Annotated in this window: 14 protein-coding genes; 3 read left to right on the top strand and 11 right to left on the bottom strand. The window is 71.7% G+C overall.

The genetic code is table 11. The annotated features are described in order from the left end of the window. The first annotated feature begins 22 nt into the window (after positions 1-22). Complete coding sequence (locus tag AB0300_RS13255; RefSeq protein ID WP_366216152.1) at positions 23-1786, top strand: aldehyde dehydrogenase family protein; 1764 nt, start codon at positions 23-25, stop codon at positions 1784-1786. A 10-nt stretch (positions 1787-1796) separates the two neighbouring features. Here the strand turns inward: AB0300_RS13255 and pip are convergent, their stop codons facing one another. Continuing rightward, complete coding sequence (pip, locus tag AB0300_RS13260; protein ID WP_085604949.1) at positions 1797-2768, bottom strand: prolyl aminopeptidase; 972 nt, start codon at positions 2766-2768, stop codon at positions 1797-1799. A 70-nt stretch (positions 2769-2838) separates the two neighbouring features. Next, positions 2839-3720, bottom strand: coding sequence for a neutral zinc metallopeptidase (locus tag AB0300_RS13265; RefSeq protein WP_025104630.1), 882 nt, complete (start codon positions 3718-3720; stop codon positions 2839-2841). Positions 3721-3771: 51 nt separating this feature from the next. Between AB0300_RS13265 and AB0300_RS13270 the strand changes: the two genes are divergently transcribed. Both AB0300_RS13270 and AB0300_RS13275 read left to right on the top strand, forming a co-directional pair. Then, entirely contained in the window at positions 3772-4761 is a 990-nt protein-coding gene (locus AB0300_RS13270; protein ID WP_366216153.1) for a malate dehydrogenase, read from the top strand. 53 nt (positions 4762-4814) lie between these two features. Then, positions 4815-5291: a dehydrogenase gene (locus AB0300_RS13275; RefSeq protein WP_366216154.1), complete on the top strand. Its 477-nt coding sequence runs from the start codon at positions 4815-4817 to the stop codon at positions 5289-5291. Positions 5292-5300: 9 nt separating this feature from the next. Here the strand turns inward: AB0300_RS13275 and AB0300_RS13280 are convergent, their stop codons facing one another. From AB0300_RS13280 to AB0300_RS13320, 9 genes are all read right to left on the bottom strand, one after another. Then, entirely contained in the window at positions 5301-6062 is a 762-nt protein-coding gene (locus AB0300_RS13280; protein WP_366216155.1) for a hypothetical protein, read from the bottom strand. Further along, positions 6059-7270, bottom strand: coding sequence for a hypothetical protein (locus tag AB0300_RS13285; protein WP_366216156.1), 1212 nt, complete (start codon positions 7268-7270; stop codon positions 6059-6061). Before AB0300_RS13285 ends, AB0300_RS13280 begins: the two co-directional genes overlap by 4 nt. Beyond that, on the bottom strand, positions 7270-7566 hold the full coding sequence (locus AB0300_RS13290; RefSeq protein WP_062635420.1) for a hypothetical protein: 297 nt from the start codon (positions 7564-7566) through the stop codon (positions 7270-7272). The genes AB0300_RS13285 and AB0300_RS13290 overlap by 1 nt, the downstream gene beginning before the upstream one ends. Beyond that, positions 7563-7865 (bottom strand): SAV_915 family protein, encoded by a 303-nt coding sequence (locus tag AB0300_RS13295; protein WP_085604937.1) that lies wholly within the window; start codon positions 7863-7865, stop codon positions 7563-7565. The genes AB0300_RS13290 and AB0300_RS13295 overlap by 4 nt, the downstream gene beginning before the upstream one ends. A gap of 19 nt (positions 7866-7884) precedes the next feature. Beyond that, on the bottom strand, positions 7885-11859 hold the full coding sequence (locus AB0300_RS13300; RefSeq protein WP_025104637.1) for a type VII secretion protein EccC: 3975 nt from the start codon (positions 11857-11859) through the stop codon (positions 7885-7887). After that, positions 11856-13091: an FHA domain-containing protein gene (locus AB0300_RS13305; RefSeq protein ID WP_366216157.1), complete on the bottom strand. Its 1236-nt coding sequence runs from the start codon at positions 13089-13091 to the stop codon at positions 11856-11858. The genes AB0300_RS13300 and AB0300_RS13305 overlap by 4 nt, the downstream gene beginning before the upstream one ends. Continuing rightward, positions 13088-14452, bottom strand: a complete 1365-nt coding sequence (locus AB0300_RS13310) for a hypothetical protein (protein WP_249521801.1) — start codon at positions 14450-14452, stop codon at positions 13088-13090. Before AB0300_RS13310 ends, AB0300_RS13305 begins: the two co-directional genes overlap by 4 nt. A gap of 122 nt (positions 14453-14574) precedes the next feature. Beyond that, positions 14575-15969 (bottom strand): hypothetical protein, encoded by a 1395-nt coding sequence (locus tag AB0300_RS13315; protein ID WP_303709717.1) that lies wholly within the window; start codon positions 15967-15969, stop codon positions 14575-14577. Continuing rightward, entirely contained in the window at positions 15959-17296 is a 1338-nt protein-coding gene (locus tag AB0300_RS13320) for a S8/S53 family peptidase (RefSeq protein WP_231729395.1), read from the bottom strand. Before AB0300_RS13320 ends, AB0300_RS13315 begins: the two co-directional genes overlap by 11 nt. Positions 17297-17305 lie beyond the last annotated feature (9 nt).

Here is a 17305-nt window from a genome sequence, read left to right on the forward strand (position 1 = left end):
AGCCCGTTCGAAGGAGACGCCGATGACTTCTGCGCCCACGACCGCGCCCGCCACCCCCGCCCTCGGCGAGGGCGAGAAGGAACGGCTCGATGCCGCCATCGCCGACCTGCAGACGGGGACGGCTGTGTGGACCGCACTCACCGTGGCGCAGCGCGCGACGCTGCTCCGGCAGGTGCGCACGAGCGTCGCCGCGACGGCCGAGGACTGGGCGACCATAGCCGCCGCCTCCAAGGGCCTGGACGCGCGGCATCCGCTCCGCGGCGAGGAGTGGCTGAGCGGTCCGTACAGCGTCCTCGGAGCACTCGATGCCTCGATCGCCACGCTCACCCGGATCGCGAACGGCGCGAATCCGCTCGACGGCATCCGGGTCGACCGCGCACCCGGCGGCCGTGCGCGCGTACATGCCTTCCCCCTCACCGGCATCGACCGGTTCCTGCTGTCCGGCTTCACCGGCGAGGTCTGGCTCGAACCGGGGACCACGCCGAACACCGCCCGCGCGACCGCCGGTCTGGCACAGCGCACGCCGACGGTGTCCGGGGGCGTCGGACTCGTGCTCGGCGCCGGGAACGTGACCTCCATCCCCGTGCTGGACGTGCTGTACGAACTGCTCGCCCACAACCGCACCGCCCTGCTGAAGGTGAACCCCACGCAGGATGCGCTGGTCCCCGTCTACAAGCGCGCGCTCGCCCCGCTCATCGAGCCGGGCCTGCTGCGGATCGTGCGCGGGGGCCCGGCCGCCGGCGCCTACCTCACCCAGCACCCCGGCCTCGCCCACGTGCACATCACCGGCTCGGCGGCGACCTTCGACACCATCGTCTGGGGACCGTCGACCGGCGAGGGGGCGGCCGCGACGAAGCGCCGCCGTCGCGAGAACCGCCCGCTGCTGAAGAAGCCCATCACCGCGGAACTCGGCGGGGTCTCCCCCATCATCGTCGTGCCGGGGAAGTGGACGGCCGCCGACCTCGCGTACCAGGCCGAGCACATCGCGACCATGCGCCTGCAGAACAGCGGCCACAACTGCATCGCGGGGCAGGTCGTCATCCTCTCCGCGGACTGGGACCAGGCCGACGACTTCCGCGCCGAACTGCGCCGCGCCTACGCCACCGCTCCGGAGCGCCCCATCTGGTACCCCGGCGCCCCCTCCCGCATGCAGTCCGCCGCGGACGACTACCCGGACGCCCTCGTGCTCGGCGACCGGCTCCTCGTCGAGATCGATGCCGACGACGACCCCTCAGCCCTGGAGAACACGGAGTACTTCGCGCCGGTCCTCGGCGTGGTGAGCCTGCCCGGCACGGGCCAGGAGTTCCTCGACGCCGCGGTCGCCCACGCGAACGAGAAGCTGCAGGGCACGCTCGGCGCGAACCTGCTCATCGACCCGGCGACCGAGAAGGCGCTCGGCAGCGGGTTCGAGCGCGCTCTCACCGCCTTGCACTACGGCTCGATCGCGATCAACGGCTGGACCGCCTTCGGGTTCATCACGCCGACGCTCACCTGGGGCGCGTTCCCCGGCGGCACGATCGATGACGTCGGCAGCGGCATCGGTGTCGTCCACAACGCCCTGCTCCTGGATCGGGTGGAGCGCTCCGTGCTGCGCGGCCCCTTCCGGCCGTTCCCGCGCTCGCTCCCCGTCGCGAACGGCGGAGGTCGGATGACCATCCTCCCCAAGCCGCCGTGGTTCGCCTCCTCCCGCACCGGTGCCGCCGTGAGCGAGGGCCTCACCCGCCATCGTGCGGACGGCGGCGCCCTCGGCCTCGTGAAGACACTGCTGCGCGCGCTCCGCGCCTGAGCGGAACGCGTCAGCCCTCGGGACGGAACCGATCGGTCGCGGCGCGGAGAGCCGCGCGGATGCCGGGTTCGGCGGCGGAGTGCCCCGCGTCATCGATCACCTGGAAGTCGGCTTCCGGCCAGGCACGGTGCAGGTCCCACGCCGTCATCATCGGCGTGACCACGTCGTGGCGGCCCTGCACGATCACGGTCGGGATGTGCCGGATGGCGTCGATCCCCGCGAGCAACTGCCCCTCGGCCCACCAGCCGCGGTGCACGAAGAAGTGGTTCTCGATGCGTGCGAAAGCGACGGCCCGGCGGGGATCGGCCATCGCCGCGATCTGCTCCGGGTCGGGGCGCAGCGTGACGGTCGCCGCCTCCCACGCCGCCCACGCGAGGGCCGCCGGTTCATGGACCGCCGGGTCCGGGTCGAACAGCCGCCGGTGGTACGCCTCGATCATCCGGGAGCGCTCCAGGACCGGGATCGGCGCGATGAAGTCCTCCCACAGGTCGGGGAAGAGCGCCGCCGCCCCGCCCTCGTAGAACCACTCGAGCTCGGCGCGACGGAGCGTGAAGATCCCGCGCAGAATCAGCTCGGAGACCACGTCGGGGTGGGCCTGGGCGTAGGCGAGCGCGAGGGCGCTGCCCCAGGACCCGCCGAACACCTGCCACGTCTCGATGCCGAGGTTCTTGCGCAGCAGTTCGAGGTCGGCGATGAGGTGCGCGGTGGTGATGTGCCGGAGATCGGCCTCCGGCTCCGCGGCGGACGGCGTGCTCCGACCGCATCCGCGCTGATCGAGAAGGACGATCCGGTAGACGTCGGGGTCGAAGAACTGGCGCTGCCACGGCGAGGTGCCGCTGCCGGGGCCGCCATGGAGGAACACGACGGGTTTACCCTCGGGGTTGCCGCTGATCTCCCAGGCCACGCGATGCCCGTCGCCGACGAGCAGCACTCCGGTCTCGTGCGGCTCGATGGGCGGATAGAGCCCCTCGGTGTTCGTCATGTTCGGTCCCCCAACCGGTCGTGCGGTCCTGCCGAGTCCACGTTATCTGACAACGGCGGGACCACCGGGCCTACGGGTCGAGCTGATCGGCGGGGAGGGTGAACACCTGCCCGCACGCATCGAGCCCGTTCTGGTATCCCTCCGCGAACCAGCGCTGACGCTGCTCGCTGGAGCCGTGGGTCCAGGTCTCCGGGTTCACCTGCCCGGACTGCTCCTGGATGTGATCGTCGCCGACGGTCGACGCCGCGTTCAGGGCGTCGCGGATCTGCTCCTCCGTCGGCTTCTCGAGGTACGGATCGCCGTCGGCGTCGGTCTGCTCGGTCGCGCGGCCGAGCCAGCCGCCGGCATAACAGTCGGCCTGCAGCTCCATGCGCACGCCGTTGCTGCCGGGACCCGTCCCGTTGTTCGGGTACCGCTCCATCGCCCCGAGGAGGTTCTGGATGTGGTGACCCCACTCGTGCCCGACGATGTAGAGCTGCGCGAGGTTCCCGGCCGAGGCCCCGAACTGCTGCTGCATGAGCTGGAAGAACGTGGGGTCGATGTAGACGGTCTCCTCCGGCGGGCAGTAGAACGGGCCGACCGCGTTGGAAGCGGTGCCGCACTGCGTGGAGGTCGCTCCGTCGACGACGATGAGCTGCGGAGCCTGATACCCCTCCACGTTGTCCTCCCAGAAGGCGTCGAGCGCGACCTGCGCCCCCGCCATGCGGCAGTCGACGTTCGCGTTCGCGTCGGCGCCGCTGTCGCAGTTCTCGATGGCCGAACCACCGGCGGGCTCGCTCCCACCCCCGGGCGCGCCCCCGACGAGTCCGCTCAGGTCGATGCCCAGCAGGGGGCCGGCGATGAGGGCGAGGAGGGCGAGCACGCCGACGCCGGAGCCGCCCGCGATCGCCGCCGTGCGTCCGCGGCGACGCGTGGTGTTGCGGGAGAGGTCGGCGTCGGGATTGAACGTCATGCGTCGAGGGTACTCCGCGCGCCGACACCGCGACGGACGTAGGCTCGTGACATGGCCACCACGATCACCATCACCGGCGCGGGCGGACAGATCGGCTACGCGCTCCTCTTCCGCATCGCCGCCGGCGACATGCTCGGTCCGGATGAGAAGGTGCGGCTGCGGCTGCTGGAGATCCCGCAGGGGTTCGGCGCAGCGGAGGGCGCGGCGCTGGAGCTCCAGGACGGCGCATTCGACCTGCTCGAGCACGTGGAAGTGACCGATGACGCCGCGGTCGGCTTCGACGGCTGCGACCTCGCCCTGCTCGTGGGCGCCCGCCCCCGCGGTCCCGGCATGGAGCGCGGGGACCTGCTGGCCGCGAACGGCGGCATCTTCGGGCCGCAGGGCGCCGCCATCGCCGCGAACGCCGCCCCCGGCGTCCGCGTGACCGTGGTAGGTAACCCCGCCAACACGAACGCCCTGATCGCCTCCGCGGCGGCCGACGGCGTGCCCGCCGACCGCTTCACCGCCCTCACGCGGCTGGACGAGAACCGCGCACGGGCCCAGCTCGCCCAGACGCTCGGCGCCCCCGTGCACACGGTGCGGCGGGTGCCCATCTGGGGCAATCACTCGGCCACGCAGTTCCCCGACGTGTCGCATGCGACCGTCGGTGGGAAGCCCGTGCAGGATGCCCTGGAGCGGATCGTCGGCGACGTCCCGGCGTGGCTGGACCAGACGTTCATCCCCCGGGTCGCCAAGCGCGGCGCGGAGATCATCGAGGTCCGCGGGTCGTCCTCCGTCGCCTCCGCCGCGAGCGCGACGATCGACCATGTGCGCGACTGGGTCCGCGGGACCGAGGACTGGACCTCCGCCGCCGTCGTCTCGCGCGGGGAGTACGGTGTCCCGGAGGGCCTCGTCTCGTCGTTCCCCGTGCAGTCCGTCGACGGCGAGTGGCACATCGTGGAAGGCCTGGAGATCGACGACTGGGCCCGCGCGCGCATCGACGCCTCGGTCGCGGAGCTCGTGGAGGAGCGGGACGCGGTCCGAGCCCTCGGACTGCTCTGATCCGGTCGCCGCGGGACACCTGGGCAGGGCAGAATAGAGGGCGGAGGTGCGGGATGAGTGACACGATTGACCCGGCGGGAACGACGCCGTCTCTCGACGATGCGCTGACGAGCCCGCTCCACCTCCCGCACGACGCAGCGAAGTGCCCGAAGTGCTTCACGGAGCTGCAGCAGAACCGCAACTTCTGGACCGCGCGTCCCGCCGGCTCCCGCCTGGTCGGCCTCGTCGTCGCCCGCGAGGGCATGCCGTCGGTCGTCGAGCAGCGCGCCGACCTCACCCGCTTCGGCGTGCCCATCGAGGGCTTCCGTCACCCGGCGCCGGACATCCTGGAGAGCTGGAACGACCGCCTCGCGCGGCTCATCTCGACGCTCCGGACCGGAGACGTGGTCGTGGTGGCGAACATCCGGGCTCTGGGGCTCGACGCCGAGGAGGGCGCGCGCACGGCCGCCGAGCTCCGGCGCCACGGGATCATCGTGAAGGTCCTCGGCCACGAGGCGCGTCATCTCGCCGACGCCGCCGGCGCCCGCTGAGAGGCGCCGCTAGAACTCCCCGGACCGCAGACGGGCGAGCGTGCCCGCGCCGATCTCGGCACGGACGTCGGGACGGTTCGCGTAGAAGGTGACCAGCTCGGCCAGGAGTACAGGGTCGCTGGCGAGGTCGGCCGCCGCCCACGAGGACGGCTGAGCGGTCGCCGTCCGCAGCACCACGCGGTTGCCTTCCAGGCCGGCGCCGACGACCTCCTCCCATGCCACGGCCACGTTGTTGCGCGGGATTCGAAGCTCCACCCCGTCCGGGCGCAGCGTCAGGCGATGGGCGGAGGGAGCCCGGAACCACGACCGGATGCCGGCGATCGTCATGATCAGCGCAACCACCGGGAGGAGGAGCAGGGTGAGGAGCGGCAGTCGGTCTGCGGGCACCGTGAAGATGCTCCATGCCCACGCCGCGAGGAGCAGGGCCCCCACGGGCGCGAGGGCGCGCAGCGGCCAGACGATTCCCGCGGCCCCGCCGAACGCGATCGCCGGACCGTCGACGACCGGCCGGACGACTCGGACCCGGGAGACGCGGGCATGGGCCACCATCAGCCAGACGCCCACGGCGACGGCCGCGAGCACACCGATCCCCAGAGCCTTCATCGCGGGAGCCGGATCGGCGAACAGGATCAGGCTGAACAACAGGACCACGATGGCGAACACGACGCCGAACACCGTGAGTGCCGTGGTCGCGCGCTGCTGCCCCTGCCACCCCGGATGACCGGGTACCCAGATCGTCTCCGGAGACATCGACTGCTGCTGCCCTGTCACCCGAACAGTCCCTTCCACGCCTTGCCGATGTTGTGCCCCGCGTCGCCCACGAAGTCGGTCGTGTTCTCCCAGGCGTCCTCCGCGAAGTCCGTCGTGGCGTCCCACGCATCCGCCATGCCGGCGTCGATCGACTCCCGGACGTCCTGCGGCACCCAGTTCTCGTACGCCCACACCGCACCGGCACCGACCGCCACCGCGGCCCCGCCGACGACGACCGCCGTGCCCCACACGGGGAGCGTGACGACACCGGCCGCTGCGAGCGCGGCGACCCCGGCAGCCGCAGCCGCGCCACCCGCCGCACCGCCGATGATCTCCACCGCGGTGGACGAGGGGTCGTCGCCCGACGACATCGCCGAGCCCAGGTTCCAGGCGTCGACGCCCCAGCCGATGAACGGCACCGCCCGACTCGCGCGAGAGAGTCCGCGGGCCAGATCCTCGGCCTCGTCCGCCGCCCACCGCATGCCGGTGGGGTTGGCGGCCTCGGCGGCGGCCTTGACGGCAGGGTTGCCGGAGCGCAGCTCGCGAACGAAGTCCGATGCTCCGAGACGCAGATCCTCCGCGTGAGAGGTGAGCTCGGCCGCCGTCTCCGCCCACGCCAGGCCCTGGCCCTCGAGGTAGATCTTCGGGACCTCGCCGCTCGCCTCCCGAAGACCGGACATGATCTTGTCCGCCGTGGACTGGCTCGGCATGGTCCCGAGGAAGCCGTCGAGGTTCTCGCTGATCCAGACCTCGAGCTCGCCCCACCAGGAGCCGACGTCGGCGGCGATCTCGTTGTACAGCTCGATGCGGTCGAGGTGCTCCTGCCACTCGTCCCAGTAGGGGTCGTCGCGCGAGGTGGGGCATACCGGGATCAGGGACACCGGCCGGCCGATGATCATCCCGTTGACCGGGAGCCCCGCCGCCCGCGCATTGTCGCGGTGCGTCGCGAAGTCCTCCTTCATGCGCCGCAGCTGCCCGGCGTACGACCGGAGCTTCTCGGCGGCGTCACGGGCGAGGTCCTTGATCTCCTTCGCGGCGTCGGTCGTGCGCGAGAGGATCGTGACGTAGTCGTCCGCCGACTCGCCGTACCAGTGCCCGCGCACGCCGGTCGGGATGAAGGTCGTGACGTTGGAGGAGACGTCTGCGGCGTCCTTCAGGTCGGGGTCGAGCCAGTCCGCGGCCGCCTGCACCTGGTCGGCGTCGCCGTACGTGGTCGTGTCGATCGTCATCAGAGGTCCTCGACGATGGCCGCGACCGGGTCGAGCTGGTCGATCACGTCCTGCTCGTTCGTCTCCGCGTCGTCGGCGATGGCGCGGACGATCTCTCCGAGGGTGCCGTTGATCCGGTACAGGGCGTCGACGCCCTCCCCCACCCGCTGCATGATCGCGGCGACCGTATCGGAGGCGAGCCCGCCGTCGACGGCCGTCGGAATGCCGGAGAGCTTCGTCTCGATGAGCTCGACCGCCTCCTCGTGCATGTCCGCATGGACGGCCATCACCTCCGGGTCCATCGCGATGCGGCTCATGCAATGGCTCCGTTCCGGCGGTAGGACGCGGGCACGTCGAGGTCGAAGATCACGACATCGTAGGGCTGCGCCTCCTTGATCTGACCGAGGTCCTCGGTGCGCACCAGCACCCAGGGCTGCCGCTCGCCGGCGAGCTCCAGTAGCCGGTCGAGGGCGGTGTAGGCGAGCAGTGCACGCCGCCCGTCCTTCAACTCCCGGATCTCGACGAGCTGCTCCTCGGGCGTCGACGTCACGCTCAGGGGCAGGTACAGCACGGGTGGGACCATCGGCGTTGCGGCCGGCATCGGTTCGAAGGTCATCTCGGTCTCTCCTCGGTTGTCACTCGTAGCTCGGCGGCACCCACAGCAGCTGCGCGGAGACGAGGCCCCGATCGCGGCTGACGATCTGCGCACGGCCCGGAATCGCGGGAACGGCCTTCACCTTGCCGATGAGCTGGCCCTCCTCGGGGCTGCCCGAGAGCAGGATGCCGGTCGCACCCAGGTCGGTCATGCGCTGGATGATCGGATCGTACGCGGCGCGGCTCGCCCCGCCGGTGCGGCGGGTGAGGATCACGTGGAGGCCGAGGTCGGCCGCCTGCGCGAGCAGCGGCGCGAGGACCGCGACCGGATTGCCCTGCGAGGTCGCCACGAGGTCGTAGTCGTCGATGAGGACGAAACCCTCCGCCCCCTTCCACCACGACCGGCTGCGGAGCTGGTCGGGCGTGACGTCGGGTCCGGGGATGCGGCTCCGGAAGAACTGCGCGAGCTCGTTCATCCCGCCCTCGGTCATCTCGTGCGACGTGAGGTAGGCGCCGAGGTATTCCTGCGGGATCTCGCCGAGCAGGGCACGACGGTAGTCGACGACGAAGATCTTCGCCTCGGTCGGCCCGTACAGACGCGTGATCTCGTGCACGACGCCGCGGAGCATCGACGACTTGCCGGAGTCCGCGTCGCCGTACAGATACAGCAGCGGCTCGGCGACCGGATCGATCGAGAACGGGGCGAGGTTCGCCTCGTCGATACCCAGCAGCAGTTCGCGGGGCTCCGCGCCGTCCGGCGACTGCGCGGCCGCGACGGCGCGCAGATCGGCATGGCTGATGCGCGAGGGCAGCAGGCGCAGCTTGGGTCCTGCCGGTCCGTGCCACGCCGCCGCGACGCGGGCCACGAGGTCGTCGATCCCGTCCGGCAGGCTCGACGCGTCGTCCACGCCGTCGACACGCGGCAGCGCCGTGAGCATCTGCAGACCGCGGTCGTTGAGGCCGCGGCCGGGGATGGCCGTGACGTTCTCCGCCGCCTTGCGGTTGACCTCGGAGTCCGTCGGGTCGCCCAGACGCAGCTCGATGCGTGTGCCGATGAGGTCCTTGATGTTGGCCCGGATCTCCATCCAGCGCGCCGCCGTGATCACGACGTGGACGCCGTAGGTGAGACCGCGGGCGGCGATCGCCTGGATCTGCGGCTCGAGCATCTCGAACTCGGCGCGGAGCGTGCCCCATCCGTCGACGATGAGGAAGATATCGCCGTAGCCGTCGTCGGCCAGTCCCTGCCCGCGGCGCTGCCGGTAGGCGTCGATCGAGTCGATGCCGTGCTGCCGGAAGTACACCTCGCGGGCGTTCAGCAGGCTGGTGACCTCAGCCACCGTGCGGCGGACGACGTCCGGCTCGGACCGCGTCGCGACGCCACTGATGTGCGTGAAGTCCTGCATGCCGGTGAAGCTGCCGCCGCCGAAGTCGATGACGAAGAACTGCACCTCCTGCGGCGTGTGCGTGAGCGCCAGGGCGGCGACCGTCGTCCGCGCGAGCGTGCTCTTACCGCTCAGGGGCGCGCCGACGATGGCCATGTGGCCGGCTGCACCGCCGAGGGAGACCGCGAGGTTCTCGCGGCGCTGCTCCAGCGGCACGTCGACGATGCCGAGCGGGACCGTGAGCGCTCCCGCCTTCCGCCAGCGCGGGGAGACGAGACCGAGCGACGGGTCCTCGACGAGGTCGCCGAAGAGCTGGTCGAGGGTGGCCGGTGTCACCAGCGGCGGCAGCCACACCTGATGCGCCGCGGGGCCGCGTCCCTTCATGGACTCGACCGCGATCTCGAAGGTGTTGCGCTTCTCCTCCGGCTCGGCGTCGACCACGACCTCCGGCTCGTCCACCGGCGCCTCCGCCCGCCACACCGGCGCGGCGGTGAACAGCTCGACCGCGGTCGAACCCGTGCTCTGGCCGGAGCCGGACGAGGCCCGACGACGACGACGCGGCGGTGGTCCGGACACGTACGCGGCGCGGAACTGCGTCATCGTCTCGGTGTCGGACTTCAGGATGCCGGCGCCCGGCTGCGTGGGCAGGTGATAGGCGTCCGGCACGCCGAGGACCGTACGGGACTCGGCCGCCGAGAACGTCCGAAGACCGATGCGGTAGGAGAGGTGCGTGTCGAGGCCGCGCAGCTTGCCCTCCTCCAGCCGCTGGGAGGACAGCAGCAGGTGCACCTGCAGCGAGCGGCCGAGCCGGCCGATGTTGACGAACGTGTCGACGAACTCCGGCTTGGCCGACAGGAGCTCGGAGAACTCGTCGGCGACGATGAGCAGGGCCGGCAGCGGCGCCAGGTCGGTGCGGCCGCCGCGACGCGCCTTCTCGTAGTCGGCCACGTTGGCGAACGGACCGGTGGCCCGCAGCAGCTCCTGTCGGCGCACCATCTCGCCCTGGAGCGCGTCCTGCATGCGGTCGACGAGGGAGATCTCCTCACCGAGGTTCGTGATGATGGCCGAGACGTGCGGCATGTCGGCCATGCCGGCGAACGTCGCGCCACCCTTGAAGTCGACGAGCACGAAGTTGAGCTGCTCCGGCGAATGGGTCATCGCGAGCGCGAGCACGAGCGTGCGGAGCACCTCCGACTTCCCCGAGCCGGTGGCACCGATGATGAGGCCGTGGGGGCCCATACCCTGCTGCGCCGATTCCTTGATGTCGAGGATGAGCGGGCTGCCGTCCTCGGTCTGGCCGATCGGCACGCGGAGCCGGTCGCGCTCCAGGCGCGGTGCCCAGGCGGCGTCGAGGTCGAGGTCGCGCACATCGGGAAGACCGAGGAGCTCGACGAGCTCGGCCTGGCCGGTCGCGCTCTTCTTGCTCGCGATCGCCGTGCCGCCCGAGTACAGGGCGATGAGCCGACGAGCGGTCGCCTCGGCCTCGACGATGGTGATCGCGTCGGCCTCGAACGGGCGCGCGGGCACCTGCAGGCTGACGAGCTCGGCGCGTGTGCTCGCACCGCCGGTCTCGAACGCGATGCGCAGGGCGTTCGGGTCGTCGAGGTCGCCCCACCGGGCGGGCAGGTCGATCACGGTCACACCCTGGACGCCGTCGCCGGTGACTAGGGCGTCGTTGAACGACGTCGTGGCGCCGTCCGTGACGATGACGATGTGCGGCGTCTTCGGTCCGGAGCCGTCGCGGGCGAAGCGCGAGCGCTCGCGCACCTCGGGCGGCAGCATGTCCTCGAGCTCGGACAGCTGCGAGCCGATCATCCGGGCGGCGCCGAGGCCGTCGCGGACGGTGCGCGAGTGCGTGTGCGGCAGCCACTTCGCCCACTCCCACTGCGGGAGCACCCCGGTGTCCGCGGCGATGACGATCTGCAGCACGTCGGGGTCGTGCATGGTGGCCGCGTGCAGCAGCATGGCCCTGGCCAGCGCCCGGGTCTCGTCCTCGTCACCCGTGATCTCGATGCGGGCGTAGTCGCGGAGGGTGACGCCGAGCGGGAGGTTCTTCTGGACCTCGTGCGTCAGCATGAAGCGGTGCGCGGCCGAGGCGGCGACAGGGTCGAGCTGCGCCAGCGGCGGGAGCTCCGGAGCTTCGAGCGTGACGCACAGCGGCTGGTCGGTGACCCCCACGCGGACCGACAGGAAGTCGGGGTCGTTCACGCCGCGCTCCCAGACGCGGGTGCGCTCCTCCGCGAGGTACGGCAGGGTCGACGGCGCCGGCAGGTGCCAGTTCGCGGAGCGGCGCTGCTGCCGGGCGGCGACGCGGACGGTCTGCCGCAGCTCGGTCAGGTACGCCAGGTACTCGCGACGGGCACCGAGCGTGGCCGCCTGCCGCTGAGAGCGCTGCCGCCAGCCGTTGACGGCGACGAAGCCGAGCGAGGACAGCAGGAACATGCCGCCGGTGAGCAGACCGGTGACGGATTGGTTCGACATGGTGACCATGACGATCGCGCCGACGCTGCCGAGCATGGGCAGCAGCGACCCGAGGATCCCGATGCCGCCGTCGTTCGGCTGCAGCTCCGGCGGGGCCTGGACCGGGAGCCTCCCGGAGGGGACACGGGGCGGGGCGAGACGGGGTCCTGTCATGCTCTCTCTCCGGCGCTGCTGTCTGTACCTAGCAGGAGGCTGATGGTGAAGCTGCGGTTGCCCATGCGGACACGGTCGGCATCGTCGAGGAGCACGCGCTCGCCAGCGACGAGCTCGGTCGTCTGGCCGTCGTCGCTGCGGACGTCGGAGCCGTTCGTGGAACCGAAGTCGGTCACCCAGGTGCGGCCGCGGGAGTGCTCGATGCGCAGATGGGTCTTCGAGACGGACGCGTCGGGGTCGGTGACGACGATGAGGCGGTCGTCGTGCGCGCTGGCGACGGGGCCGCGCCCGAGGTTCGCGGCCACGGGGAGGGCGAGCTGCACCCGCTGGCCCGTGTCGAAGATGAGCAGGAGCGCCCCGGTCTCCGGCGCGGGAGCCTCGGCGCCCGTCTGCGGCGCCGGGGCGGGGGCGACGGTGAAGAGCGGCCGATCCGATCCGGGTGCTGCCGGTTCCGGGGTCTCGGTACGGCGGGAGGCGGCGCGGGCGTCGGTGGGCTGGGAGTCCTCGTCCACGACGGACGGCGCCGCCACCAGCGGCACGACCTGCGGCGGAGCGAGCGGAGCGGCCTCCACCGCGGCAGGAGCCGGCGGAGCCTCGACGGCCGCCTTGGCGGGCACGGCGACCACGACGGTGCCGGCGACGCGGTCGGCCCAGGACTGCCGTCTGCCGCCGCGATCCCAGGCGCTGGAGGCGACGACCACCCAGCTGCCGACAGCCACGAGGAAGCCGGCTCCGGTGATGATGCCGCGGACGAACTGGCGCCCGATCCCCGGCGACCACGGCCGGTCGGCGCGCGCGCTGCGCAGGCGCAGCACGGCGTTGCCGAGGGTGAGGCCGGTCCGCGCTTCCAGCACCCAGAGGAACAGGGCGAGCTCGAAGACCGTGAGGGCGGCGAGCAGCACGCTCTGCGTCAGCACGAGGACGACGGCGGAGGCGAGGAACACGGCAGCCGCGTCGAGGGTGAAGGCCGCGATCCGCTGAACGGTGCCGGCGGGGGCTCCGCGGAAGGCGGGGCCGAGTCCCTCGGCCGGCCGAGGGACGGTGCGCCGCGACGAGGCGATCGGCGTGGGCGGCGCGGGCGTCTGGCGCAGCGGCGTGCCGTCGACACCGGGGGGCGCCGCGATCAGGGCGGGCGGCAGCGCAGGGATCTCCCCCGGACGGTCTCCGCCGGGCGCGATCGGCGGGATCGGACCCCCGCTCGGCCAGGACTGTGATGGGCCGTTCCCGCTCATCCGGCCATCATTCCACGAACCAGGGAGAGCGCATTCGCGTACAGCAGGGCCGACGGCAGGGCGAGCGCGACGGCGAGCCATTCGAACGCGTCTCCGACCCGCGACCAGACCAGCGACTTCGCGCCCTTGGACACCGGGATGACGACGGCGACCGCCGCCAACCCGACGAGGAACAGCAGGGCCGCTCCGAGCAGGTGGAAGCCGCTCCCGAGGGCCGCCGCGACCTGGATGCCGGCGACGAGGCAGACCACGGCGCCCGCGGCACGGGGGAACCACCGGAGGAGGCGCGAGGTGGTGTGCCGCGGCGTGAGCAGCAGGGCGAGCGCGAGGCAGCAGAGCAGGGCGATCCCACCCGAGACCACGAACGCGTCGTCGGGCCAGGGCCGCAGGAACGCGACCGGAGCCATCACCGCGGCCACGATGCTCAGCACGGCGGTGCCCGCGATGAGTCGCGCGGAGGAATCGTCGACGACCGCGGTGATGCGCTCCGGACGCAGCAGCCCGACCGAGTCGGGGATGGCCCCGCGCACGGTCCACCGGCTGGTCATGAAGTGCTTGTAGTCGATGAAGTAGCCCTCGGGCAGGTTGACGAGGCTGCTCGGGAGGGCACGCAGGCCCAGCGGCACGAGGCCGAGCGAGAGGGCGGCGGCCTCCGCCTCCCCCCACCGCAGCAGCAGGGCGAGGCCCCAGACGGCGGCGAGGCCCACGAGCAGCACCGTCGCCGTCCCCGCCGCGGCGCGCATCGGCCGAGCCCTGGCCGTGACGGCGATGATCGCGGTGGTGATGCCGGCCGCGAGGAACCCGGTGGCGGTCGACAGGTGCGACGCGTCCTCCAGCCCGGCCGGGATGAGGAGAGCGCCGGCCGCGAACGACAGCAGCACCGGCGCGAGCACCCCGAGGATGCCGCGCACTCCCGCCGCGGAGTCGCGTCGCGCCCACGCGACGGCGCCGCCGACCGCACCCGCGGCGACGAGGAGGGCGACGAGCAGCCGGATCAGAGGATCGACGGCGCCCTGGGCGAAGACCGCGACGAGCAGCATCCCGCTCACGGCCAGCAGCCACCACCGTGCGCCGTGGTCGGCGCGCGTCGGGCCCGACGCCTTCTCTGCCGGGCGCACCGGCGGAGCCAGAGCCGTACGGTCGATGAGCGCGTAGAGGCCGCCGTCGACGAGGTCTTCGCACTCGGTGTCGCCGGGGATCTCGTATCCCCCGGGGCCGATCGTGACGAACCGGTCCGCGTCGGGGATCCCGCTCAGGGTGAGAGCGTCCTCCAGCGTCTCGTCGAGCGGCAGGGAGAGGTCGATGCGGCGGTCTTCGCTCTGGAGGACGATCCGACGCCGCTCTACGATCTCGACTGACACACCTGCACCTTATCCACTGCGCGCGACTCTCGCTGCGGGGCACCGCCTCCGGCGTTCCCGGGGTTCACGATGCCCCCGCGTCGACCCTCGTACCGCGCCTTCTCGAACCGGAGCGGCGTCATTCAGTCGGTGGGTTCGTCGCGGGATCCGGCGCGCGCTCCCTTGGCGCGGGGACCAGCTTCCTCGTCGTCCTCCAGCTTCGGCGCGATAGGACCACCGAGGCCCGAACGCTTCGCCTTCTCCTCCTCGTCGGCGCCACCGGCGCCGCCCATCATGCCCATGCCCGGTCGGCCACCGGCTCCTGCCGCGCCGGAAGACCCGGTGCCCGCGGCACCCGCCCCGCCGACGCCGCCAGTACCGGCCATACCGCCAGGGCCGCCTGCACCACCGACGCCGCCAACACCACCGACGGCGGAGTTACCGAGCAGACCGCCACCGGCCTTGAGTCCGGCACCGGCACCCGGGCCCAGGCCCGCACCGCCGAGTCCGCCCATGCTGCCGAAGCCGGCGATCTTCGAGCTCGCCGCGATCGCCGCCGCACCGGCGCCGCCGCCCACGATCCCTCCGAGGCCCCCGCCACCGCCGGGGAAGACCCCGCCCGGAAGGGCACCGCCGGGAAGCGAGCCGGAGCCGCCGGGACCACCGGAACCGCCGGGAAGACCGCCACCGGGCCCGCCCGGAAGCAGGCCACCGCCGGGAGAGTCGATTGAGGGATCATCGATACCCACATCGCCCGGGCGATCGCCGGGACCTTCTGGAACCCATCCTCCGCCGCCCGGCCCGGTGGGGACCGAGGGCACCGAAGGGTTCGTCGGGACCGGGGGATGATACTCGCCGACACCGGCGCCGGAAGGAGGCACACCTCCGACGCCCGGTGCGGAGCCGGACGGGCCGCCGATGCCGCTCGGATACGAGATCCGTGGAGCCGTCACACCGGGATCGGATCCGCCGGGCTGGTCATCCGTGCCGCCGGGCACGGTGACGTCCATGTCGAGCGACGCCACCCGCGCGGAGGACTCGCGGAGTTCCTTGGCCGGCTCCTGGAGCGACGCCTCGACCCGCTCGACGATCTTGCGGGCCTCTTCTTCCCGCTTGTTGCCGAGGAAGTTCCCGATGGCATCGAGTGCGGTGTCGGCGGCCAGCGGCCCCAACACAGGGTGGACGACCACCGAGCCGACGCGCGCGGCGTTCGCCCAGAAGGAATCGACCTGCGCGCTCGGGAGTTCTGCCGCTGCGGTCTCCCGGCGGATCGAGTTCGCCGTGTCGATGACCCGCGTGATGTGTGAGACGTGCGCTTCCACGTTGCGGAACCGTGCACGCAGGGTGTTCAGCGACGTCCTGGCGCTCTCAGCAGCGCTCCCCTCCCAGGCAGACGATGCGAGCACAGCAGCAAGCGCACTGTCCAACGAGCGCAGCGCGTTCTGAAGCGCAGGAGCCTTCGGGATGCGCCAGTCCTCAACAGCTCGGATGCGATTGAGTTCCGCTTCGTAACCGCCACCAGCCTGCTTACCGGCCATGGGCTCCCCCTTGCTCGTTGTTCCGTCGTCGTGAAGATCGTGTGAGCACGACCGCGAGAATGATGCCGCCCACGAGAAGGACAGCGACCAGGATGCCGCCCCCGACCAGCAGCGGCACCAATGCGTCCTGCGTGGACGAAGTCTCGCCAGGCTCGTCGCTGTCGGCGGTCGGCGCCGGCGTCGCAGCAGCAGCTGCAGCGCGGACGTCGGCCGCCGACGGCTGGGCGTTCGGGTCTTCTGCATCGAAGATCGGGTTGACATCCGGGTACGCCGTCGGATCGACAGCGAGCATCCCCGTCAGCGAGACCGCTCCATAGCCGACGCTGTCGTTCCACTCCGGCTCGTGCTCGCCCTTGGTGCCCGTGTTGCGGATGAGGCTCTGCAGCAGCTGACCCGAGGTGGCATCCGGGTACTTCTGTTTCACCACGGCGAGGAAGCCCGCCGCGATCGGCGTCGCATACGACGTGCCGGTGAGGAGGACCTGCTCGTCCCAGGAGTTCTCGCTGCCCTGCCCGAGCAGACCCATCCCCGGCGCAGCGACGATCACGTCGTCGCTCTGATTCGGCGAAGGCTCGCCCACGCCCTCGATGGTGGTGGAGCTCTGGATCTTCCCATCGGCACCGAACGACTGCACTGCAACGACGCCGTTGCCCGACGCAGGCTGCGAGGCCACCCCGGAGTTGTTCGGAAGAGCCGCCACCACGATCACGCCGGCGGCCTCCGCCTTGGCGAGGGCGTCGGTCAGATCGAAGCCCTCGAGGGAGATGGAGATGATGTCGGCGCCATCCTCGACCGCATCCTCGATCGCACGCGACACCCCGGTCGTCCCATCAGCCATGACCGTGCTGCCGTCTTCGAGCAGACACTGCTCGTCGAACTTCTCCCCCATCGCGGTATCGAACACCCCGTCGGTGACGATCGCCGGGTAGTAGAGGACCTTCGCACCAGGCGCGGCCCCGGTAACGGGAAGGCCGCCTGCCGGCGCATCTCCGGTCCCTGCGATCATCGAGACGACGTGCGTCGCATGCGACGCCGCCACATAATCGGTCGACGTCGCCGGCACCGGGTCTCCCTTGGCGTCGCGACAGTAGGAGTCCTTCACCTCGAGATCCGCGCCGCGGAGACCGACGATGTCGGGATTGATCTGACCGTCGATGACCGCGACGGTGACACCCGTCCCGTCGAAGCCCGCATCGTGCGCTGCCTGCACCTTTCCGCGATCGAACCACCACAGACCCGACTCCAGCGTCGCTGCGTGAGCGGACGCAGGGAGGAGAAGCGCCAGCGCGACGATCGACGCGACCGCAGTGGATGCGCCGGATAGCACACCGCGTCG

This window comes from Microbacterium sp. NPDC078814 (genome assembly GCF_040702645.1).
Classification (GTDB): domain Bacteria; phylum Actinomycetota; class Actinomycetes; order Actinomycetales; family Microbacteriaceae; genus Microbacterium.